Genomic DNA, 23,283 nt, shown 5'->3' with positions numbered 1-23,283 from the left:
TAAAGTCTGTTTATATAGTGTAATAAAATAAATAGATGTATAATTATATTGGGTGATTTATATATAAGATTAATAGGGAGAGGAATTCGATAGAATGGAAAAAGCTTTTAAAATTAAACGAGTAGTAGTCGTTTTAATAGCGATTGCAGCAGTAGCTATTGGGTATTTCATGTTTCAATCCATTACTTCACCAGCAAAGGCTGTTGCAAAACAAGAAAATGTAGTACAGCTTGCAAGTGAACAACCGAAAGTAGAAATGAATAAAACGGCACCAAGTCGTTTTAATGGAAAAGAAAGAAAAGTTGCTTATCTTACATTTGATGATGGCCCAGGGAAATATACGGCTGAATTGTTAAATATGTTAAAACAGCATGATGCGAAGGCGACGTTCTTTTTAATTGGAGCGAATGTAAAAGAATTTCCGGATTTAGTGAAACGTGAAAATGCAGAGGGTCATTATGTAGGTATGCATAGTATGACACATAATTTTGCAAAGTTATATAAAAATGGCGAGTATGTAAATGAAATGAAAGAAGATCAAAGCTTAATCGCAAATATTATTGGAAAATCACCTAAATTAACACGTCCACCATACGGTTCGATGCCTGGATTAAATGAAGGTCTTCGAAATAAAGTGGTAGAGGGCGGTTTTAAAGTATGGGATTGGACAATTGATTCATTAGATTGGAAATATAACAAAATGCAAGTTGATGCAGCGGCAGCACAAATTGCTCAAAACGTAATAACACATGCAACAAAACCACAGGAAGTTATTTTAATGCATGACATTCACCCACAATCAGTTGCTGCTGTGCCAGCAATTTTAAAAGGGTTAAAAGAAAAGGGTTATGAGTTTGAAGCTTATCATGAAGAGAGTCACTTCCCAGTGAATTTCTGGCATGATAACCGTATGTAATGGAGGAATGAACGTTGAAGTATGGAAAAGTAGCAGTAGTTGGAGCACTATCAGTAGGACTATTAACAGGTTGTTTCGGTGAAAAACCAGAAGAAAATCTATATACAGCTTTTGAAACAGCAGCGACACAAGAAAAATCATTAGTTGATGAAGCGAAGAAGTTAGAGAAATTAGAGAATGAAGGTCAAGAACTATATTCTCAAATTTTACAAGAAGGTAAAGATCATAATGACGCTGTTATGAAGAAGATAGAGCAAGCTACTGCGAATGTAGATGACCGTGAAAAAGTATTAAAAACTGAGAAAGAGATGCTAGAAAAAGCTCAGAAAGAAACAAAATCTGTTCAAGGAAATATAGAGAAGCTTGAAGATAAGAAGTTACAAAAACAAGCGAAAGCAGTAGAAGAGTCGTATAAAAAACGTTATGATGCATTCCAAAAAATGAATGAAAATTATACGAAGGCGTTAGCGACTGAAAAAGAACTGTATGAAAAATTAAAAGTAAAAGAAACGAAATTAAAAGAGATTGGTGAAAAAGTTAAGGCTGTTAATGAATTAACTGTGGAAGCACAAAAATCAAAAGAGCAATTTAACAATTTTACAAAAGAGTATAATGACAGTAAATTAGCATTCTACAAAGATGCAGAAATTAAGATTAAAGATCAGAAATAAAGAAGAATCTTAAGCATAATAAAAAGCCGGAGAAACATCGTTACAAATGTTTTTTCGGCTTTTTACGTTAAATGAATAGAAAAGACTGGAATTGATATCATAAAAGAGTTATAGTGAATTATTCCAAAGGAAACATTGTAAAGTAAGGAGAATGGAAATATGTCATATGAATTTTTACTCAAATTAGGTTTAGCACTCTTTTTAGGATTATTCATCGGGATAGATAGGCAGCTAAAGAATAAACCGCTTGGTGTGAAAACAAGTATGGTTATTTCTGTAGCAAGTTGTTTAATTACGATGGTTTCAATTGAAGCCGTACATGTATATTCTGTTCCAGGGCATACAAATATGGATCCAATGCGTCTAGCTGCTCAAATTGTGAGTGGGATTGGTTTTCTTGGGGCAGGTGTTATTTTACGAAGAAGTAATGATGTTATTTCTGGATTAACGACAGCTTCTATGGTGTGGGCTGCTTCAGCTTTAGGTATAGCAATTGGGGCAGGCTTTTATTTACAAGCGACGGTTGCAATGATTTTAATTATTTTAGCAATTAACGTACTTCCACAACTTGTGAAAATTGCAGGTCCGTATTCATTAAGACAAAAAGATTTATCTATAAAAATTACTGTAAAAGAGCATCATGAGTTAGATGGTATATTTAAGCAAATTAAAAATTTAGGTATGCATGTGAAACGCGTAAAAATTAAAGATATAGATGGTGGAGCATTTCAGCAATTGGAAATGGTTATTTTAGCTCCAGAAGATTTATATACAACAGAGTTATATAGTTCCCTGAAAGAGATTGATCGTGTTGTTTCAGTTGAAGTGGAAAGTAGATAATTGTGATAAAAAAGAGTGAAGTGCATTCACTCTTTTTTTATTTGGATTTTTAAGGAAAAAAATTGATATAATGATGAATAACAAGGGGGAGAAATGATGGAAATACATATTAGAAGAGCGATAAAAGATGATATACGAGGTATAGCAAAGGTGCATGTTGATAGCTGGAAAACAACGTATAAAGGGATATTTGCTGACGAATTTTTAGAAAATATAACATATGAGCAACGAGAAAAACAATGGGAAAACATTTTTCAACAAGAAGATACATACCAATATAGATTTGTAGCAGAGACGTCAGATGAAACAATAATCGGATTCATTGACGGGGGAGTGGAAAGAAGTGGTGCATATAATTGTGATGGGGAATTATATGCAATCTACCTTTTAGAAGAGTATCAAGGAATGAAAATAGGACAAAAGTTACTTCAAGCTTTATTATCGGAATGTATAAACAATGATATGCAATCACTTTTAGTTTGGGTCGTTACGAATAATCCTTCTAAAAATTTCTATGAAAAATTTAATCCTGAAAAAATTGATACGAAATTTTTAGAGAGATTACAGGTAGAAGAAACAGCATATTGTTGGAGAGATATAAATAATATTATTATGTAAACTTTATGTTTAAAAGAGGTATACCAATTAAGGTATACCTCTTTTGTTTAACCATTTTGGATAGATCACTAATGAAAAATAGTAAGTATGTAGTTTGAAACTGAGTATTTTCTTCGTGTATTTTTAACTAGATTAAAGAAAGGAGGGAAAACAAGAAAAATTAAAACAAATAAAAAAATTCTGAAATATACTATTGAATTGAATATCATTATCAATTAGAATCATAATTGATAACGAAATTCAATTATCAATTGTAATATGAAATTCCGATAGTGTTTATAGAAAGAGGAGGGCAAGTATGAAGCATGCGAAACAAATCGCGGAACATGCAACAATACAAAGTTTTTTAAATTGTTATTTAAGAGAAACAGGAAGTGGAGAATGGATTACAGAGGATAAAAGGATAGAGGATATTTTCTACCATTCATTTCAAAGAGATACTTGCTCTACTTATTTATGCTGTCGGTTATCGGCACAAAACATTACTTTGTATGGAGAAGTTATATATAAATCACCAACAGATCGCCATTTGTTTGGAGAACAATTTTATTACCAAATGGGAGATAGTAATTCTGTTATGAAAGCAGATTACGTTACAGTTATAACATTCTTAATAAAAGAGATGTCTATCAATTACGGAGAAGGGACGAACCCTGCTGAACTTATGCTTCGAGTTATTCGTAGTTGTCAAAATATTGAGGAATTTACGAAAGAGAGAATAGAAGATACATCTGCATTATACGGTGTCCATACATCCTTTATAGAAGCGGAACAATCGTTATTATTTGGACATTTAACTCATCCAACTCCAAAGAGTAGACAAGGTATTTTGGAATGGAAAAGTGCAATGTATTCTCCAGAACTAAAAGGAGAATGTCAGCTTCATTATTTTCGGGCACATAAAAGTATAGTGAATGAAAAATCATTATTATTAGATTCTACAACAGTAATTTTAAAAGAAGAATTACGTAATGATGAAATGGTTAGTAAGGAATTTATATCGAAGTATTGTAATGAAGATGAATATTCATTACTTCCAATTCATCCGCTTCAGGCAGAATGGTTATTACACCAACCTTACGTCCAGGATTGGGTAGAGCAAGGGGTACTTGAATATATCGGTCCTACTGGTAAGTGTTATATGGCAACATCATCACTTAGGACGTTATATCATCCCGACTCAAAGTATATGCTTAAGTTTTCATTTCCAGTAAAAGTAACAAATTCAATGCGCATTAATAAATTGAAGGAATTAGAGAGTGGTCTTGAAGGAAAGGAAATGCTAAATACAGCAATTGGTGAAGTGTTAGACAAGTTTCCAGGTTTTGATTTTATTTGTGATCCAGCATTTATTACATTAAATTACGGGGCAAAAGAATCTGGATTTGAAGTAATTATACGAGAGAATCCTTTTTACAGTGAACATGCAAATGACGCTACTTTAATTGCTGGATTAGTTCAAGATGCTATACCTGGGGAACGTACTCGTTTATCGAATATTATTCATCGACTAGCAGATTTAGAAGGTAAAAGCTGTGAAGAAGTAAGTTTAGAGTGGTTTAGACGATATATGAATATTTCTTTAAAGCCGATGGTATGGATGTACTTACATTATGGTGTTGCATTAGAAGCGCATCAGCAAAATAGCGTTGTTCAGCTAAAGGACGGTTACCCGGTCAAATATTATTTCCGTGATAATCAAGGTTTTTATTTCTGTAACTCAATGAAAGAGATGCTTAATAATGAGTTAGCTGGTATTGGAGAACGTACTGGAAATTTATATGACGACTATATTGTAGATGAGAGATTTCGTTATTACTTAATTTTTAATCATATGTTTGGACTCATTAATGGATTTGGTACAGCTGGATTAATTAAGGAGGAAATTCTTCTCTCGGAATTAAGATCTGTACTTGAATCGTTCCTTCCTTATAACCGTGAACCTTCGACCTTTTTAAGAGAATTGTTGGAAGAGGATAAGTTGGCATGTAAAGCAAATTTATTAACGAGATTTTTCGATGTCGATGAGTTAAGTAATCCTTTAGAACAAGCAATTTACGTACAGGTACAGAATCCTCTCGTTAGAGAAGTGGCTGTCCGTTCATAAATAACGTTAAAATTTCACGTAATACAAATAATGGTATTTTTCATAAGGTGGAGGAGTTATGAGAGTGGACATATATCATACGAGAATATTGAAAGCGCTTGAATCAAAAGATTACATTTCAGTACGAAGAAGAGTGTTACGTCAATTAGTAGAGTCGTTAATTTATGAGGGGATTATTACGCCAATTCGCATAGAAAACGAAGAACAAATTCTTTTTCTTATACAAGGACTTGATGAGGACAACAAAAGTGTCACGTATGAATGTTACGGAAGAGAACGAATGACATTTGGACGTATCTCTATAGATTCATTAGTAATAAGAGTTCAAGAGGAAAAACAAGAAATACACTCAGTCTCTCAATTTTTGGAAGAAGTTTTTCGGATTGTTAACGTAGAACAAACGAAATTAGATTCTTTTATTCATGAATTAGAACAAACGATATTTAAAGACACGATTGCACAATATGAAAGACATAATAAGGTGAAATATACCCAAAAATCGTACGATGACTTTGAAAGCCATTTAATAGACGGTCATCCATATCATCCTAGCTATAAAGCACGCATTGGGTTTCAATATCGTGACAATTTTCAATATGGATATGAATTTATGAGTCCAATAAAAATTATATGGATTGCAGCTCATAAGAAGTATGTGACTGTAGGTTATGAAAATGAAATGATCTATGACAATATTTTAAAAGGTGAGATAGGCGCGCATACATTAGAAACGTATATGGAACGAATTCACAGTGCGGGATGTAATCCAAAACAGTACGTGTTTATACCTGTTCATCCTTGGCAGTGGGAGAATTTCATCATTCCAAATTACGCTGATCATATACAGGATAAAAATATAATTTATTTAGGAAAATCAGCGGATGATTATTGCGCGCAACAATCGATGAGGACGTTAAGAAATGTTACGAATCCAAAGAGACCATATGTAAAGTTATCGCTGAACATACTTAACACTTCAACACTCCGTACGCTGAAACCATATTCAGTTGTGAGTGCACCAGCTATATCGAATTGGTTAAGTGATGTCGTAAGTCAGGATTCTTATTTAAGGGATGAATCGCGCATTATTTTGTTAAAGGAATTTTCGAGTGTAACGTATGATACGAATAAGAAAGCCACATATGGTTCATTAGGGTGCATTTGGCGTGAAAGTGTTCATAACCATTTAGATGAGCAAGAGGATGCGGTTCCCTTTAACGGCTTATATGCAAAAGAGAAAGACGGGACACCAGTTATTGATGCATGGTTAAACAAATATGGGATAGAAAATTGGCTACGATTACTGATTCAAAAAGCGATCATACCAGTTATACATCTTGTTGTAGAGTATGGAATCGTATTAGAATCACACGGACAAAATATGATTTTAGTTCATAAAGAAGGGCTACCTGTCCGTATTACATTAAAGGATTTCCATGAAGGACTTGAGTTTTATCGTCCATTCTTAAAAGAAATGAATAAATGTCCAGACTTTACTAAAATGCATAAAACGTATGCGAATGGAAAAATGAATGATTTCTTTGAAATGGATCGTATTGAATGTTTACAAGAGATGGTATTAGATGCACTGTTCTTATTTAATGTAGGAGAATTAGCTTTTGTACTTGCAGACGAATATGATTGGAAAGAAGAAAATTTTTGGATGATAGTTGTCGAAGAAATTGAAAATCATTTTAGAAAATATCCACACTTGAAAGATAGATTTGAAAGTATTCAGCTATACACTCCTACATTCTATGCTGAGCAATTAACGAAGCGACGATTATATATGGATGTGGACTCGCTTGTTCATGAAGTTCCAAATCCATTGTATAGAGCAAGACAACTTATGAAACAAAAATCAGTTGTTACAGGGGGAAATTATGCTAATCGTTAATAAACAAGAGTATAGCAAGAGTGATTTTGATTTGAGATTACAAGTTTATGAAGAAATGGAACAATTTCAAAAAGCAGCAGGAAATAGATTCGCGCTTTGTCTGAAAGATCCATTCGATATTATTACGCTTGTGTTTTTCTTAAAAGAAAAGAAATCCTCAGTATTGCTTATACATGAAGATACGCCAAAAGAAACGGCTATTGAAATGGCAAAGCGTGCAAATTGTATCGGGATTTTATATGGAGAATATGACGATTTTACGAAATTAGAAGTAGTGAAAGCTTTACTAGAAGAGCCCTCTTTATTGCAATATAGTTCTGGTACAACAGGAGAACCGAAACTGATTCGTAGAGCATGGACGGAAGTGGACACAGAAATTACGGCTTATAATGAAGCTTTAAACTGTGAAGTAGATGAAGTGCCGGTCGTTATGGCTCCTGTTTCACATTCATACGGACTAATATGTGGTACGTTATCCGCAATTACGCGGGGAAGCAAACCTATCATCATTACGAATAAAAATCCTAAATTCGCATTAAATATAGTTCGCAATACAGAAAAACATATCATATATGCAGTACCACTTATGTTACATATTATGGGGAGTTTCCCGCAAGGAACGTTTCAGTTTCATAAAATTATGACATCCGGAGCGCCTTTGCCAGAAGCATTGTTTTATAAACTAAAAGAAACGACAACATATATGATGCAGCAATACGGTTGTTCTGAAGCGGGTTGTATTAGTATATGTCATGATATGAAAAGCCATTTAGATTTAGGAAATCCGCTACCTCATGCGAGTATAAGCATAGGTTCAGATGAAAATATGCCTGAAGAAATCGTAGTGAAAATGAATGATAAGAAAATTTTCACGAAAGATTTGGGATATAAATCTGAGCGTGGCCTTCATTTTATGGGACGCATGGACGATGTGATTAACGTTTCAGGATTGAAAGTCTTTCCAATAGAGGTAGAAGAAACAATACTTCGATTAGAAGGTGTTCAAGAGGCCATTGTATATCGAGGGAAACATCCTGTCATGGGCGAAATTGTTAAAGCAAAAGTAATCTCTCATATTGATCCAGTGCGAATAAGAGAATGGTGTATGCAGCATTTACCATCTTATAAAGTTCCGCATGAGATTGAAAGTGTAACTGAAATTCCGAAAAATAAAACTGGAAAAGTAAGTAGAAAATTACTAGAGATGGGAGAGGTTACAACATGAGACGTGAAACATTAAAAAATGAAGTGTTGAAAATTATGACAGAAAAAATGGAGCTAAAAAATGTAACGCATTTAGAAGAAACGATGCGTTTAAACCAAGATTTATATATAGATTCGGTAATGATGTTACAACTCATAGTCTACATAGAAATGGATGTAAAGCTATGCGTTCCAGAGGATGAATTAGATCCAAAGGCATTTCTTACTGTAGGATCTTTGCTTGATTTTATGGAGGAGTTACAGCCGCTATAGGAAGTAAATGTGAATAACTAACCTTTAGGAAAGTGGATGAGAGTATGACTTCAATTAAAGTGCACTGTTTAGTGAGTTGTTTTTGTGAAATTATAAAAAGGCGTAGCGATATTGATTTTCGTCCATTTTATTTTGGACTATGGGACGGCGATTTTGATATAACAGAAGGCGGAATTATTTCGTATCACTCTGAAAACATTAACCATGATAATTACTTACTATGGTATGAAAAATTGTACGGTATGAAAGTGAACGAATGGTACGATCATGCAAAAGATAAAAATAGCAATGTAGAAATATTTTTAGAATTAGTAGAAAACAAGCCTGAAAATCGTTATGTCATTGTAATGGTTGATATGTCTCTATTACCAGAGAGGGAAAATAAATTTCATCAAAAACCATTTCCACATTATTTAATGATATCGAAGACAGAGAAAGAAGAAGAGTGGTTCATGCTAGATCCTGATTTTCGCTGGGAAGGGAATATGGAAAGAGAAAAAGTGCTTCACTCTGTTCAAGATAATCCATTTGGTGGAGGGTATTTCATTGATGTAGAAGAAATTCAGGAGCCAACAGAAGAAATGGTAGCGAGTTATTTCATAGAAACTTTCAAAAGAAATGACAATGAACTGACTATGGAATTGAAAAATTTAATTATAAAAATGGCAAATGAAGAAGAAGGTTATTCGCTTTCGGGTCTTGTAGCGGCAGTGAAGCAAATACCAGTACTTGCAATTCGTAAATATAGTTATGAACATGCCTTTGCATACTTCCGTGAAACGTTGCAATATTCGGAGCAAGAGTTTGATTATTGGTGTGATCGGGTAGAGGATATTGTACAAGGATTTACAAATGTACAGTATCGAGCAATTAAAATGGCGATGACGAATAATAAAGGCATGTTATTATCAATTGTTGAAAAGTTGGATGAAATGAATGTAATTGAACTGCAAATTAAGGCTGAATTAGAGAGACAGTTTGTATCATGGAAAGAAATGAAAACAAACGAGTCTGTCTTAGCATTTTAAAAACCTAACTGAATTTAAGATAAGGGAGTTCAAACCTATGAAATATTCATTATGTACTATTTCCTTTCGTCATCAATTAATTTCATTTACTGATATTGTTCAATTTGCATATGAAAACGGTTTTGAAGGAATTGAATTGTGGGGGACGCATGCACAAAATTTGTATATGCAAGAGTATGAAACGACAGAACGAGAATTGAATTGTTTAAAGGATAAAAGCTTGGAAATTACGATGATAAGTGATTACTTAGACATATCATTATCGGCAGATTTTGAAAAAACGATAGAGAAATGTGAACAACTTGCAATATTAGCTAATTGGTTTAAAACAAACAAAATTCGTACGTTTGCTGGACAAAAAGGTAGCGAAGATTTCTCGGAACAGGAGAGAAAGGAGTATGTGAATCGTATTCGCATGATTTGTGAAGTATTTGCTCAGCATAATATGTATGTACTTTTAGAAACACATCCAAATACGTTAACGGATACGCTGCCTTCTACTTTGGAATTATTAGGAGAAGTAGATCATCCGAATTTGAAAATAAACCTTGATTTTCTTCATATATGGGAGTCTGGTGCAGATCCAATAGACAGCTTCCATCGACTAAAGCCGTGGATACAACATTACCATTTTAAGAATATATCGTCAGCAGATTATTTGCATGTGTTTGAACCAAATAATGTATATGCAGCAGCGGGAAGTCGAATTGGTATGGTTCCATTATTTGAAGGTGTGGTAAATTATGATGAGATTATTCAGGAAGTGAGAGATACTGACCATTTTGCTTCACTCGAATGGTTTGGACATAATGCGAAAGATATATTAAAAGAAGAAATGAAAGTATTAACAAATAGAAATTTAGAAGTAGTAACTTCTTAATATAAAATGATGTAAGAGTCTCTCATTGTAGAGACTCTTTTTTAAAAAATACAAATAACCAAAAATTACCATGTATTTAAATTAAAATTTAACACAATTTATATATAAATAAGGAGGTGATTGGTAATGGCTAGAAATCGTAACTCTAATCAATTAGCATCACATGGAGCACAAGCAGCTTTAGATCAAATGAAATATGAAATTGCACAAGAATTTGGTGTACAACTTGGCGCTGATACTTCTTCACGTGCAAACGGTTCTGTAGGCGGTGAAATTACAAAACGTCTAGTAGCGATGGCAGAACAACAACTTGGTGGCGGATATACTCGCTAATTTTAGAAGGTTATAGGAGAAAGGAAGGATTCTTCCTTTCTTTTTTTTTCAATTAATTGGTATGAATATATTGCGAACTGGATTCAAAGAATAGGAATAATACTATATTTTCCCCAATTTCTTTTGTTGTGAATGGGAAGTAGTAAAGATGTAATAGCCCTGGTGGAATGAAAAATTACGTTCCAGCAGGGCTATTATATGGTCAGAAATATACGATGAAAGGGTTCCGAAGCCAACATGTTAAAAAAAGAAAACTGTTGTTTAATTGCGCTTGCATCAGTTCCACTTGTTATGACATTAGGGAATTCAATGCTTATTCCAATTCTGCCGACTATTGAAAAGAAATTACATATTTCATCGTTTCAAGTATCCATGATTATTACAATTTACTCTATTGTAGCCATTTTACTTATACCGATTGCTGGTTATTTATCAGATAGATGGGGACGAAAGATGATAATGGTTCCGAGTTTGCTGATTGCGGCTATAGGCGGAGCGGTAACAGGTTGGGTATCATGGAAAGTTGATAATCCCTACACTTGGATACTGATTGGTAGAGCGATTCAAGGTATTGGTGCAGCTGGTGCAATGCCAGTTGTTATACCTTGTGTTGGTGATTTATATAAAGATGAAAAACAAGTTAGTACAGGTTTAGGAATCATTGAAACATCCAATACATTTGGAAAAGTGCTGAGCCCTATTTTAGGATCCGCTCTTGCTGCCATTGTATGGTTCTTACCATTTTGGGCGATTCCAGTTTTATGCGTAGTATCAATTGTTTTGTTACTTGTTCTAGTAAAGGCAAAGAAACAAGAAGGAGAAGTACCACCACTTAAAGAGTTTATAAAATCGATTATCTCTACGTTTCGAGAAAAGGGAAGATGGTTAATTGCCATTTTTGCATTAGGTGCAATTATTATGCTTATTTTATTCGGAATTCTTTTTTATTTGTCGACGATACTGGAATCAAAGTATGACATTCATGGTGTATGGAAAGGGTGTGTACTTGCTATCCCGCTACTTGTACTGTCACTTAGTTCATATATGGCCGGTAAAAAAATTGGAGATAATCAAAATGTTATGAAGAAGTGTATTTATATTGGTTTTTTAATGGCAGCTGCATCAATCATCATTCCTTTATTTATAAAAGGGATTTATTTACTACTTCTTTGTCTCGTTATCATGGGGATAGGAATTGGTATGGCACTCCCATGTTTAGACTCCCTAATTACACAAGGAATTGAAAAGGAGCAAAGGGGAACGGTTACATCTTTTTATAGTTCAATGCGATTTATCGGTGTAGCAGCTGGCCCACCTCTATATTCTTTTTTCATGAAAGGTGCTGACCATGAAGTGTTTTATGTAACAAGTATTTTCGCTGGTATTGGTGCCGTTATAGCAATGATTTGGATTAAACCAGCAAAAGATGCAAAGAACGTAAAAGAGAAATCGGAACCTACTTCATAATTTGTAAGAGAATTGCATGATGTTTTAGATAACATGCAATTCTCTTTCGTTCATTAAGAATACATAACTTGTTTTAACATATAAAGCGCGACACCCCATATGATGAGACCTGAAAACTTATTTAATAATACGATTGTCTTTCCAGTTGAGTCTACTCTTTTTAGAAATTTCCCCGCTAAAGCTAAGCTTATAAACCAAATCCAAGAAACGATAATAGTTGCAAGTGTGAAAGCCCATTTTTCACTTCCTATGTATTGAATAGAATTTGTTCCGATTACACCGATTGTATCTAAAATTGCATGTGGATTCAATAACGAAACCGATGCAGCAAAAAGGATTTGCTTTTTTAATGGCATGCTGTTTTCTTGTTTTATATCGTTGGAAGGGTTACTTCTCCAAATAACAAAGCCCATATATAGGAGAAAGAAAAATCCAATTATATATAACGTGTTAGTTAGCCAAGAAAAAGTAAGGAGTACAAGGGAGACACCTTGCACCGCAATCAATATGAGTAACGTATCACATATAGAGGCAGTTAATACTACAGGGGCTGCCCTCCAAATGTTTGGTTGGCTCGCACCTTGGTTAAAGACGAAAACATTTTGGACACCTAATGGAATGATAAGACCAAATGCAAGAATGATACCATGAATAATTGCTTCACTCATCATATTACCTCCTATTTTAATTCATTATGATAGTGTATATTGTATAGAAGAAATGAAAATTTGTATCCATCCATATGGTTGGAGAGGTTACCAACCAAAAAGAATATAAGGTGAGATGATGGAAAGATTTGTTTGGAAACCGAATATGTCTCTAGCGACTCCTCTGTATAAACAAATAGAAACGTATATAAAAGAAAGAATCGTTAATGGAGAATGGACTGTTGGAACGAAATTACCTTCACAAAGAGATTTGGCACATACATTTGGTGTGAACCGGAGTACAATTGTAATGGCTTTCGATGAACTAGTGGCAAAGGGATACATTGAAGGGAATGGCAGGAAAGGAACAATTGTTATAAATAATAATGAGAAGGATTCAACGTACGCACCCCCGCCTAATTGGCAGTCTTATGTAGAAACAGGACTTCATTACCCGAATCTGCCTGCTATTCAAGAGATTAATCGAGCTGAATTTTATCCGCATGTAATTCGTTTAGGAACAGGTGAGCTCGCGCCAAGTCTTTTACCTGAAAAAAAGATGAAAGAGATTATGAATAAGCTTTTAGCATCAAAGGTGACACTTGGCTATGAAGAGCCGAAAGGAAGTCTCTCTTTAAGGGAAAAGATTGCGGACTACTTAAAAGGACATGGTGTATATGTAACTCCTGATTCTATATTAATTGTTTCAGGAGCAATTCAAGCGTTGCAACTTATTTCTATGGGGCTTCTTCCGAAAGGGGCATCCATCTTATTAGAAAAACCATCCTATTTATATTCGCTTAATGTTTTTCAATCAGCAGGAATGCGTTTAATTGGAATGCCAATGGATGAGAACGGTTTACATGCATCATATATTACGAAATATAAGAAGCAATTTAATGCATCTATTTTATATACAATCCCGTCTTTTCATAATCCGACGAACTTTAGTATGAATACGAAGAAGCGAATAGAAGTGATGGAAATATGTAACGAAATTGGATTGCCTATTATAGAGGACGCGGTATATCAAGACTTATGGTTTGATGAGCCTGTTTCAAAGCCATTAAAAGCATATGATAAAAACGGAATTGTATTACATATCGGGAGTATGTCTAAAGTTATTAGTCCAGGATTAAGAATTGGATGGATTGTTGGATCTGAGCCTGTCATTCAAAGATTGGCAGACATAAAAATGCAAACAGATTATGGTTCAAGTTCTATATCCCAACAAATTGCAGCGGAATGGTTTACAAATGGATTGTATGATGAACATTTACAGGTTGTAAGAACTAAGTTGAAAAAACGCAGAGATTTTATGTTACAAATGTTAGAGAAATATTGTCGTGATATAGCAACATGGTATGAACCGACAGGTGGTTTTTATATTTGGTTACATATGAATGTACCCGTTTCGAACCGTAACTTATTTGACAAAGCTTTGAAAGAAAAGATTTTATTAAATCCAGGTACTTTATATGATAGAAGTGCAAACCAATTTTTGCGTCTATCATATTCATACGCAACGTTAGAAGAAATTGAAATAGGTATAAAAAAGCTTGCACAACTAATGAAAAAGTAAGAGGAGAAAATAATGAAACAATATGTAATTTGCCAAATTATCAATGGAGATAAATATTTAGCTGCTTATGCGGAGACGAAGCAGGAAGCAATTGAAAAAGCGGAATTGCTAGGATTACGAACGGGAAATCGATACACAGTTATTACTGTGGAAGAAGCTGAAGGATTAACGTATCCGTAAGCAACTTATAATAAATTATGCAGGAAGTAAATAAGCCTAGTAATATATAATATTACTAGGTTTATTTTTTTGAAAGCGTTACGTGTTCTCGTATGAAAAATAATAGTATTATGAGTCAAGTTGACGGAAATACCGATTTGTTTTTCGATCCTGATTTCCGTTTCTATATGCATCAATATATTGTCTGAAATTCCAAGATTGTAAAAACTTATTTGCGGCGTTATAACCAGAATCGTAAAGCCACTCTTTTTCTTCCTTTGTTAAGTCAAAGTTTGTACTAGTAATGGCTCCTGTTGGAATTATAATCGTTCTTGCTTTTGATTCCTTATCTAAATGACGTAAATCATGGGCTTGCATCATTGTTTTAAATAGTCCTTTGAACATGGAGATAGGCTCGTTATAGTGAGCGGGATCAGCTTGAATCTCATCTTTTACGAAATGAAATCCAAAAGTCGGCCAGCGAGGAGAGGTAGGTGAGTCGAAAATCCAAATTGGGTAATTGCTTAAAATCCCTCCATCAACCATATAACAAGGTTGCTTCCATTTTGGGGTTCTCCATTTTACGGGTTCAAAAAAGAAGGGGATTGTACTACTCATTCTTACAGCTTTAGCAATAGAGAAGCGATAATTTAAAAATCCGTAGTTCGGTAAGTCATCGGGAAAGATAACCATTTTGCCATTACTTATATCAGAAGCGATAATTTTAAGCTTATTTAAATCAGGTAAATCTGTAAATAAGTGAACTCCTTTTTTTCGAAGTAATTCTTCAATCCATTCTTCTATGAAAATATTAGAGTAAATACCAAGAGTAGTCCATGCGCTTAATCCTTTTCCAATAAACGGGATTCTGTCAATAAAGGTTCTCTTCGTAAACTTATTATAATCAATATCAGTTATAATTGTTTTTAACTCTGAACAAGAATATCCTGCTGCAAGGAGCGCAGCGATAATGGAACCAGCTGATGTTCCAGCTACACGCTCCCATTCATAGCCTTTTTCAGCTAACGCGCAAATTGCTCCTACATGCGCAATTCCGCGTACACCGCCTCCTTCAAAAACACCATCAATCTTCATCAAGCATACTTCCTTTCGAATAAAGGATTTGAAAATTGCAAAAAAGCACGTATTGCACGTGCTTTTTTGCAATAGTTTTTAAATTTACTAGCAGCCTACAAAGCCGCCCCAACAGCTAGCTCCGATGATGATTAGAAGGATAAATAAAACGATTAATAAAGCGAAACCTCCATAACCACATCCACCACCACAACTACCGCCGTAACCGTAACCGCCGCAACTATATCCGTAACCCATGTGGAATTCCTCCTTAAATTAAAAATAAAAATGAACGAGGGGAAAATGTACTGGAAGAAATAATGAACTATCGTGTTTGTAGGAACAATGTATACTATGCTTTTTTAAACTTGTTCGCGTATGGAGGAAGAGCCCGTTTTTTTGGAGGCTTGTTGTTTTTACAAGGAATGGAGTATAATTTTTGTGCGATGATACAAATAAGTATGTAAATATAAGGAGAATTTATGAATAAACAAATTGAAGTATTAATTGATAAATATGGGCTGACACATTTAAAAGAAGAACTTATTAATACTGTATTTCCTTGTGTAAAAGTTGTGCCAAAGCAGGAGGAAACAGTTGCGGTAGGTAGTTCGAAAATGGGAGGAGTTCCTGATTTGCCAGCTACATTTGAATACCCAACGCATAAAGGAAATCCGTTACAGTTTCTCGCTCAATTTAATTTAAATGATTTACAAAATGTTGGTATAGATCACAATCTCCCTAAGACAGGAATGTTATATTTCTTTAGCATTGAAAATTATTTTGAAGAAGATGTGAAGCCAACTGAAGCGGGGCGTGTGCTTTATTATGATGTTCCTGTAGAGCAATTAAGCAGAGCAGATGAATTGCAAACGCATTATAACCAGTGTGCAACTACTTTTGAATTGACATATAAATTGCCAGAGCTCTTCATTGAAGATGAGGCTGATTCAGATCGATTCTTACAATTGCTTGAAGAGTTAATTCCAGACAACTACGATAGCCATCAAATGTTTGGAGAGCCATTCTCTGTACAAGAGGAAGTATTATATGAGACAGGAGAATATATGGGGATAGACCCGCAGCAAATGACGCTTTTATTCCAAATTGATTCAGATACTAAAAATTGTAATATGATGTGGGGAGATTTAGGAATGCTTTATTTCTGTATTGGAAATGAAGACTTGAAAAATCGACGTTTTGAAAATACATGTTGTGTATTACAAACTTGTTAATGAAGAAGGTTGTTCTTGTAAAAAGAACAACCTTTTTACAATGTTAAATATGCATAATCTCATATGACCTATACGAAAAAGTATTGTATACTCTGAAACTATACGATACTTTTTTCGTATAGTTATAGAATGTAAGGAGTGACGAGATGGGAAAGACAAGTAAGTATGTGACAGCTACCCTGCTTTGTTCAACTATAGTAATGGGAGGCTTACACGCGTCAACGGTATCTTATGCAGCTACGAATCCGACTGTAGCGACAACACAAACAGATGCAAAGCTATTAAATGATTTCAGAAAAGAATTAAAAAAACAGGTTGATAATCGAGAAGAAAATATGACAATCACTTATAAAACGAAAGATAGAAATGCTAGAAATGTTATGGATCAATTGTATGGTGAGTTTAATAAAATTGTAGATGCAGATGAGTATATAAAATATAATGTAGCGTCTACTAAATATTCTATTAAAGGGCTACCAGGAAACTATACGTTTACACTGCAAGTGAAATACCGTGAATCAAAAGAGCAAACACAATATGTAAAATCTCAGGCAAAAGCAATTATCAGTTCAATTATAAAACCTGGAATGGATGAGCATGAAAAAGTAAAAGCTATTCATGATTACGTTGTAAAGCATGTATCTTATGATACGTCTTATGAAGCGTATACAGCATATGAAGCATTAGCGAATCGTTCTGCCGTTTGCCAAGGATATACGTTATTAACATATGAATTGCTAAAAGAAGCGGGGATCGAAAACCATATTGTAACAGGTACAGGAAATGGACAAGCTCACGCATGGAATTTAGTAAACATTGAAAACAAATGGTATCACCTTGATACGACATTCGATGATCCAGTACCAGATAAAGCTGGACGTGTAACATATTCGTATTTTAATATGTCTGACGAGCAATTAAGTAAAGATCATGAATGGGATCGTAGTAAATATCCAGCGGCATCTACAAGTTACTTTAATGAATTAACAAACAAAATAAAAGCGGGTAGTTCAAAAACTGCTGCATATGAACAAATGTTAAAAGAAACAAATTTAAAATATTTGTCTGCACAATACGGGGCAGACAACTACAGTGAATTTAAGAAAAAATTACAGCAACAATTTGCTTCTAAGCCAGAAAAGGTAGAAGTACGATATAAGCAGTCTATGGATGGAACAATGCAAGATATAAAGAAAGTGTTAAATGAAATAAATTGGCCAAAAGGTGCAAAGCGTGTATCTTATCAAGTAGCACCATATAGTGCAATGGCAGATTATTCATTAGCGACAATTACATTTACGTATTAATTAATGAAGAAGAGCATCTGTAAAGGGTGCTCTTTTTATTATGTATTACTTCAAAAAACAGAATTGTGTGATAAAATCAATAGGAAGGATGTGGAATATAAATGAATTTGTTCGAAAGTAACATATTTACATTGATATATACTTGCTTAGTAATTGGACTTATCGTTTTATTTTTCCTATCATTTACTTTATTTATTAGAAGATTATTGCAAAGCAGCGCTGCAAAAAAGCAACAAGTGATGCATATGAATCAGAAGCTAGATCGAATTATTGAATTGCTTGAAAAAGATAAGAAATAGTGATAGAAGATGTATGAAAAGGAGAAGAGTATGGCTAATTATATAAAAGAATTACGTGAAAAAGTAGGGCATGACTGTGTTCTCATAAATTTTGCGGGTGGTTGTGTATTGAATGAACATGGAGAAATATTGCTGCAAAAAAGAGGCGATTTTAACGCTTGGGGATTTCCTGGAGGGGCAATGGAAATTGGAGAATCTGCCGCAGAAACTGCGATTCGAGAAATAAAAGAAGAAACAGGTTATGATGTAGAAGTAAATGAGCTTATCGGGGTATATACAAAATATTTCCAATCATATCCAAATGGAGACAGAGCCCAGTCCATTTTAATATTCTTTTCATGCTCAATTACCGGAGGAGAGAAAAAAGTAGACGGTGATGAAACATTGGATTTGAAGTTTTTCCCGCTAAACAAAATGCCACCATTGTTTAATCAACAACATGAGGATTGTTTGCAGGACTTAATAGAAAAAAGAGTAGGAATGTATCGCTAACATATAAAAAAGAAGCTAATGAGATTAGCTTCTTTTTTATGTTTTATTTATTTCCACCAATCATCAAACATTGATGCTGGAACTTGTCTTTTATGTTCGCTCACTTTGTAACGTTTTTCAATTTTTTCTGCAACGTCAGTTGGAACTGCTTTACCTTCTAAATAATCATCTAGTTGATCATACGAAATACCTAACTCCGTTTCATCAGCTTGACCTGGTTTTTCATCCAATAAATCAGCAGTTGGCATTTTTAAGTAAAGTCGCTCATCCGCACCTAATTCTTGTAAAAGAGCACGTCCTTGACGTTTCGTTAAACCCGTTAATGGTAATAGGTCTGCACCACCATCTCCGAATTTTGTAAAGAATCCTGTTACAGCTTCTGCAGCGTGATCTGTTCCGATAACAAGGAGCCCTTTTTGTCCACCGATTGCATATTGTGTAACCATGCGGATACGTGCTTTCACGTTACCTTTATTGAAATCTGTTAACGATTCCCCTAATAAGTTTTCGTATTGATTTGAGAAAGCATCAACTGTTGAAGCGATATCAAATGCAACAGATTGATCCGCTTGAATAAATTGTAATGCTAATTGCGCATCATCTTCATCTTTTTGCACTTTATAAGGTAGGCGCACAGCGATAAACGTTGCGTTACCACCTTCATTACGAATTTCCTCCACTGCAAGCTGAGCTAAACGTCCAGCTAATGTAGAGTCTTGTCCGCCACTAATTCCAAGTACAAATCCTTTCGCACCCGTTTTTTTTACATAATCTTTTAAGAAATCAACACGTTTACGGATTTCTGCTTTCGGATCAATTACAGGCTGAACATGTAATGCTGTCATAATCTGTTCTTGTAATGTCATTATGTTTCCTCCTATTCGTATTAAAGCGGTAAATAAGTTTATATGTATATTGGTACATACTTCTATCCTTTATTATTTCGCAAAACTAACGAATATACAATAGGATGCGTGTATGAATATGAATGTAGTCATTATAATGAAACTGCTTCGTTTAAGCAATTTTTTTGAAACCTTTCAATAATGTCATGTAATCTGGTGAAACTTTTAATATAAAAAGTCTCGAACTGATATGTAGAAATGAGGATGTTTCCTCTTAACGAAATAAAAGGTACTACAAAATTATTCTAGAAAATAGAGCAATTTGTACTACCTTTTCATTTGGTAATCACTGTTTTAAAAATATAACGCTATTAGAAAAATTAGTTAGACGTATATAAAGTAATCTGTGATTGTTGCACAAAGAGTCGAATATTTGCAATTGTGTCCCCTGAAATTTTAAATAATTCTTGGGCACGCTTTTCATATATTTTTTGACCTTTAGAATCGACATCACTAAAATCTATATTTAAATCAGGATATAAATATACTCTGTTTTCATGTGGCATGCCTCGGATGGTAAAGAAATGAGTCCCTAAAAATAGCAAATATTTTTCAATACTTGCAAGTAGTTCTTCAAATTGATTTTGCAAACCATTATTAAAAAAAACTATTGATGGTTTTTCGCTCCAAGAAACGAATTCTCTCAAGGTATTTCTCCAATCATAATTGAGTGCACATTGATGGTTAATATTCCCGATAATGTCAATTAATCTTTCTTCCTCAATTCTTTTAATCACGTCATTCAATAAAGTTTCATCTTTTTCAAGTAACTTCTCTCGCTGCTTTCGCTTTTCTGTTAGTGCATTAGTATTTGTAATTTCTGAAGGTCTTACCCAACCTCTAAAATGATACTCTACATTATCTTTTGCAATAAAGTTATGTAAAGACAAAGTTACTTCTGTTGCAATTTGATCAATATTTCTAATGAAACTCACTAAATTGGATGTAACCATCTGTTTAAATTCTTCGTATTTTTTAACTTTTGGCTTAGGAACATCACGTTCATAAACTGCTAAATTAACATTTTTACTTTTTTTGTTTGCTAGGTACTGGTCATCCAAAACAATTGCAAAAACAGGAATGTTATGCTCTAATGCGAATTCATACTCCAATTGCGTGTAACTCTTACCACGCTCTGTATCAACAGAACCGTACTTTCCACCAAAGATTAGCACTAAGACATCGGATTCTTTAATCCATTCTTCAATAATCGGCCATTGACTTTTATTAGCAGCAGTAAATAATTCCATTCCAGCAGGAATATGTCCTGCTCTTAAGATACTTTCTACTGCTTTTTGTCTTTCTTCTTTTAGATCTAAGTAAGTTGATGAGACAAAAACTTGTAATTTTTTTTTCAAGTGTGGCTCCTCCTCTATTCGTTACTCTATTTTACTTTTCAAAATTGGTTGTTTTCTATTTGAATAAATTAATAATTCTTTTAGCAAGTTCTTCTCTTACAGGAAAGCGCTAATACTAATTATAGATAAATATTAGAATTATAGGAAGAGAAATGAAGTATGTTATAGGATAAAAATAGATTTGGTGGTTGAGAATAAAATTAGAAAAACATAAGTAGATTTACTGAGTTGATGGGGAAACAGAAAAGTAAAAATGAAATGTAGTTAAATAGTAATTCTATTTTAAAGTTGAATTGGATTTTAATTATTGACTTATTATGAACTCTAACCAAATAAAACTGGCAGGTTTTTATTTTTTTAAAGTTTTTTTCGAATTTGGTTTCCGTTTTGATATGTTCTATATACAATACAAGTGTAAGATGAATAACTAACAAAAAAATACAATTCGGAGCGTGATTTATATGTTAAAAGATCTTAAGAAAGTTGCTAATGAAAATATTGATGGTAGAGCTAAATCAGGCTTTAAACAAGTAGTTTTAAGAACGAAGGCTATATATGAGATGAGCGATAGTACAATCGATCATGAAATTGCTCGTGAAATAGCATTTTTTATTTTGAATCATGAATACGGTTCAGAAAAATGGAAAGAATACCCTGAACAAATGGAAGAAATTTTAGATAGAGTAGCAGATTGGACATATAGTCATTTATGGTATTATGGACATTACACATATATACAAGATACATATAGTGAAGAAGTGTATCAGAAGCATAAGCAAGATTGGGAAGAGTACAAATCTAAAACTCAAACGATGAGACAAATTAAATTTGCTGTAAAGCGTCTTATGAAGCCAGATAATCAAGAATATTTTAATTTAGAAAGAATTAAAGACCGAATAGAATTTATGAGTGAGCAAAAGAAGTAGAAGTGGATTAATTAGTAAAAATAATCATAAAAACATTATATATAAATTATACAAATTTGGAGGCCGTTAAAATGACAAGAAAAACAAAGAAAATGTTAGAAAAGGAATTGCAAGTACTAAAGTGGGAATTAACAAATAAAAACCATGAATTAGAAGATTTAAAAGAAAAATTGAATGAAGTTCGGTTGGAGAAAGAGTATTGGTTTATAGAATCTGAGATTCTTAGTTTCCATTTAACTAATGAAAAACTTAAACAAGAAGTTGGCTATGAACATTATAAAGAAAATTATGGTAAAGCTATAAAAGAATTAGAAAATGTAAAGAAATACAAAATGTTGGAAATTAAGGGAAGACAAAAATTAAAGCTAAAAGAATATATAATTACAGATTATTACAATGCAACTTGTGGAGGATTCTGAAACAGTTTTTAATGTCAATATGTATTTGGTATAGCATGAATGATATTTGGGATAAAGAAACTGTAAAATGACATCTTGAATATATTAGATAGTTTGAAGTAATATCTATTGAAAAAGACTTACTAGTTCTCTAGTAGGTCTTTTTGCTATCACCAAATGGTTACAAATTCCAATGAACGATTTATAATGAAGTCATGGTGAAGTGGTAGATATAAATGGGACAAGGGAGTGTTGTAAGTGGGATTTGTGATATGAACCATAAGTTTTCCGAAACGGCAAGCTTATGGTTCTTTTTGTTTGCGGTAAACTTATGCTTTCTGTAGCTTTGAAATAAATTCGTACCGATTATAAAAAAAGTTGATCGTTTTTATCCCTTTGGGTTTACTTATCTATAGGGATATTTTTATTAATAAAAGAAACATGATATATAAACTGAATATAAAAACGTTTTAATCCTTTAAAAATATTCCATAATTTAGTATTATTTAAATATGGGATATTTTGTTTACATGAAAGGGGTAACTATATGTTTTTACAAAAATATAAAGGTTTGATTATTGGGATAATTGGTGCTGTTATAGGGATATTATCTTTCTTTTATCTTAAAGATTTAGATTATATGTATAGATTGGGTCTTAGATTATTTT

Annotated in this window: 25 protein-coding genes; 20 read left to right on the top strand and 5 right to left on the bottom strand. The window is 33.4% G+C overall.

Features of this window, described 5'->3' with window-relative positions; translation table 11 throughout:
* Window positions 1-94: 94 nt before the first annotated feature.
* The 12 genes from DN394_RS14210 to DN394_RS14155 all read left to right on the top strand — a co-directional run bounded on the left by DN394_RS14210 (window position 95) and on the right by DN394_RS14155 (window position 12,233).
* Window positions 95-916 (top strand): peptidoglycan-N-acetylglucosamine deacetylase, encoded by an 822-nt coding sequence (locus tag DN394_RS14210; RefSeq protein WP_000409390.1) that lies wholly within the window; start codon window positions 95-97, stop codon window positions 914-916.
* Window positions 917-930: 14 nt separating this feature from the next.
* On the top strand, window positions 931-1,587 hold the full coding sequence (locus DN394_RS14205; protein WP_087980260.1) for a YkyA family protein: 657 nt from the start codon (window positions 931-933) through the stop codon (window positions 1,585-1,587).
* 159 nt (window positions 1,588-1,746) lie between these two features.
* Complete coding sequence (locus DN394_RS14200; RefSeq protein WP_000119501.1) at window positions 1,747-2,427, top strand: MgtC/SapB family protein; 681 nt, start codon at window positions 1,747-1,749, stop codon at window positions 2,425-2,427.
* Between the two features lie 96 nt (window positions 2,428-2,523).
* A complete protein-coding gene (locus DN394_RS14195; protein ID WP_098704891.1) occupies window positions 2,524-3,045 on the top strand; it encodes a GNAT family N-acetyltransferase in 522 nt (173 codons plus the stop codon).
* Between the two features lie 298 nt (window positions 3,046-3,343).
* Complete coding sequence (asbA, locus tag DN394_RS14190) at window positions 3,344-5,152, top strand: petrobactin biosynthesis protein AsbA (RefSeq protein WP_097916107.1); 1,809 nt, start codon at window positions 3,344-3,346, stop codon at window positions 5,150-5,152.
* A 58-nt stretch (window positions 5,153-5,210) separates the two neighbouring features.
* Window positions 5,211-7,049 (top strand): IucA/IucC family protein, encoded by a 1,839-nt coding sequence (locus DN394_RS14185; RefSeq protein WP_141474937.1) that lies wholly within the window; start codon window positions 5,211-5,213, stop codon window positions 7,047-7,049.
* Entirely contained in the window at window positions 7,036-8,274 is a 1,239-nt protein-coding gene (asbC, locus tag DN394_RS14180) for a 3,4-dihydroxybenzoic acid-AMP ligase AsbC (protein ID WP_097916109.1), read from the top strand. The genes DN394_RS14185 and asbC overlap by 14 nt, the downstream gene beginning before the upstream one ends.
* A complete protein-coding gene (gene asbD / locus DN394_RS14175; RefSeq protein ID WP_046959180.1) occupies window positions 8,271-8,525 on the top strand; it encodes a petrobactin biosynthesis protein AsbD in 255 nt (84 codons plus the stop codon). The genes asbC and asbD overlap by 4 nt, the downstream gene beginning before the upstream one ends.
* Before the next feature lie 44 nt (window positions 8,526-8,569).
* The gene (gene asbE, locus DN394_RS14170) at window positions 8,570-9,553 is read left to right on the top strand and encodes a petrobactin biosynthesis protein AsbE (RefSeq protein ID WP_141520120.1); all 984 of its coding nucleotides are present in this window, start codon (window positions 8,570-8,572) and stop codon (window positions 9,551-9,553) included.
* A gap of 37 nt (window positions 9,554-9,590) precedes the next feature.
* Entirely contained in the window at window positions 9,591-10,433 is an 843-nt protein-coding gene (gene asbF, locus DN394_RS14165) for a petrobactin biosynthesis 3-dehydroshikimate dehydratase AsbF (RefSeq protein WP_046959182.1), read from the top strand.
* 126 nt (window positions 10,434-10,559) lie between these two features.
* Complete coding sequence (locus DN394_RS14160; protein WP_000113545.1) at window positions 10,560-10,766, top strand: alpha/beta-type small acid-soluble spore protein; 207 nt, start codon at window positions 10,560-10,562, stop codon at window positions 10,764-10,766.
* A 237-nt stretch (window positions 10,767-11,003) separates the two neighbouring features.
* On the top strand, window positions 11,004-12,233 hold the full coding sequence (locus DN394_RS14155) for a bacillibactin exporter BcbE (RefSeq protein ID WP_097993926.1): 1,230 nt from the start codon (window positions 11,004-11,006) through the stop codon (window positions 12,231-12,233).
* Between the two features lie 53 nt (window positions 12,234-12,286).
* On the opposite strand, the gene DN394_RS14150 is transcribed toward DN394_RS14155, so the two are convergent.
* Window positions 12,287-12,901 carry a LysE/ArgO family amino acid transporter gene (locus DN394_RS14150; protein WP_097916115.1) on the bottom strand — a complete coding sequence of 205 codons (615 nt, stop codon included), beginning with the start codon at window positions 12,899-12,901 and terminating at the stop codon, window positions 12,287-12,289.
* 115 nt (window positions 12,902-13,016) lie between these two features.
* Between DN394_RS14150 and DN394_RS14145 the strand changes: the two genes are divergently transcribed.
* Together DN394_RS14145 and DN394_RS14140 are read left to right on the top strand one after the other, a co-directional pair.
* Window positions 13,017-14,462 carry an aminotransferase-like domain-containing protein gene (locus tag DN394_RS14145; RefSeq protein ID WP_097916117.1) on the top strand — a complete coding sequence of 482 codons (1,446 nt, stop codon included), beginning with the start codon at window positions 13,017-13,019 and terminating at the stop codon, window positions 14,460-14,462.
* Between the two features lie 12 nt (window positions 14,463-14,474).
* On the top strand, window positions 14,475-14,642 hold the full coding sequence (locus DN394_RS14140) for a DUF3933 family protein (RefSeq protein ID WP_000816375.1): 168 nt from the start codon (window positions 14,475-14,477) through the stop codon (window positions 14,640-14,642).
* A gap of 108 nt (window positions 14,643-14,750) precedes the next feature.
* Here DN394_RS14140 and DN394_RS14135 read toward each other — a convergent pair whose 3' ends face one another.
* Together DN394_RS14135 and DN394_RS14130 are read right to left on the bottom strand one after the other, a co-directional pair.
* On the bottom strand, window positions 14,751-15,716 hold the full coding sequence (locus DN394_RS14135) for a patatin-like phospholipase family protein (RefSeq protein WP_097916118.1): 966 nt from the start codon (window positions 15,714-15,716) through the stop codon (window positions 14,751-14,753).
* 87 nt (window positions 15,717-15,803) lie between these two features.
* Window positions 15,804-15,953 carry a YjcZ family sporulation protein gene (locus DN394_RS14130; protein ID WP_046959186.1) on the bottom strand — a complete coding sequence of 50 codons (150 nt, stop codon included), beginning with the start codon at window positions 15,951-15,953 and terminating at the stop codon, window positions 15,804-15,806.
* Window positions 15,954-16,177: 224 nt separating this feature from the next.
* Between DN394_RS14130 and DN394_RS14125 the strand changes: the two genes are divergently transcribed.
* The 4 genes from DN394_RS14125 to DN394_RS14110 all read left to right on the top strand — a co-directional run bounded on the left by DN394_RS14125 (window position 16,178) and on the right by DN394_RS14110 (window position 19,028).
* A complete protein-coding gene (locus DN394_RS14125) occupies window positions 16,178-16,930 on the top strand; it encodes a YwqG family protein (protein WP_097993927.1) in 753 nt (250 codons plus the stop codon).
* Between the two features lie 146 nt (window positions 16,931-17,076).
* Window positions 17,077-18,237 carry a transglutaminase domain-containing protein gene (locus DN394_RS14120; RefSeq protein ID WP_097916122.1) on the top strand — a complete coding sequence of 387 codons (1,161 nt, stop codon included), beginning with the start codon at window positions 17,077-17,079 and terminating at the stop codon, window positions 18,235-18,237.
* 101 nt (window positions 18,238-18,338) lie between these two features.
* Complete coding sequence (locus DN394_RS14115; RefSeq protein ID WP_097916124.1) at window positions 18,339-18,536, top strand: DUF4083 domain-containing protein; 198 nt, start codon at window positions 18,339-18,341, stop codon at window positions 18,534-18,536.
* Between the two features lie 30 nt (window positions 18,537-18,566).
* Complete coding sequence (locus DN394_RS14110; protein WP_097916126.1) at window positions 18,567-19,028, top strand: NUDIX hydrolase; 462 nt, start codon at window positions 18,567-18,569, stop codon at window positions 19,026-19,028.
* A gap of 47 nt (window positions 19,029-19,075) precedes the next feature.
* Here DN394_RS14110 and nadE read toward each other — a convergent pair whose 3' ends face one another.
* Window positions 19,076-19,894, bottom strand: a complete 819-nt coding sequence (gene nadE / locus DN394_RS14105) for an ammonia-dependent NAD(+) synthetase (protein WP_098704890.1) — start codon at window positions 19,892-19,894, stop codon at window positions 19,076-19,078.
* A gap of 359 nt (window positions 19,895-20,253) precedes the next feature.
* Window positions 20,254-21,291 (bottom strand): DUF4062 domain-containing protein, encoded by a 1,038-nt coding sequence (locus DN394_RS14100; protein WP_149293899.1) that lies wholly within the window; start codon window positions 21,289-21,291, stop codon window positions 20,254-20,256.
* Window positions 21,292-21,752: 461 nt separating this feature from the next.
* Between DN394_RS14100 and DN394_RS14095 the strand changes: the two genes are divergently transcribed.
* Together DN394_RS14095 and DN394_RS14090 are read left to right on the top strand one after the other, a co-directional pair.
* Entirely contained in the window at window positions 21,753-22,217 is a 465-nt protein-coding gene (locus DN394_RS14095; protein WP_149293898.1) for a laminin-binding protein, read from the top strand.
* Between the two features lie 71 nt (window positions 22,218-22,288).
* A complete protein-coding gene (locus tag DN394_RS14090; protein WP_149293897.1) occupies window positions 22,289-22,636 on the top strand; it encodes a hypothetical protein in 348 nt (115 codons plus the stop codon).
* The last annotated feature ends 647 nt before the right edge of the window (window positions 22,637-23,283 follow it).

The organism is Bacillus sp. BB081 (assembly GCF_008368895.1).
Taxonomy (GTDB): Bacteria; Bacillota; Bacilli; order Bacillales; family Bacillaceae_G; genus Bacillus_A; species Bacillus_A wiedmannii.
Note: the sequence above shows the minus strand (reverse complement) of the source record. Positions and strands in the feature narration are given on the sequence as shown.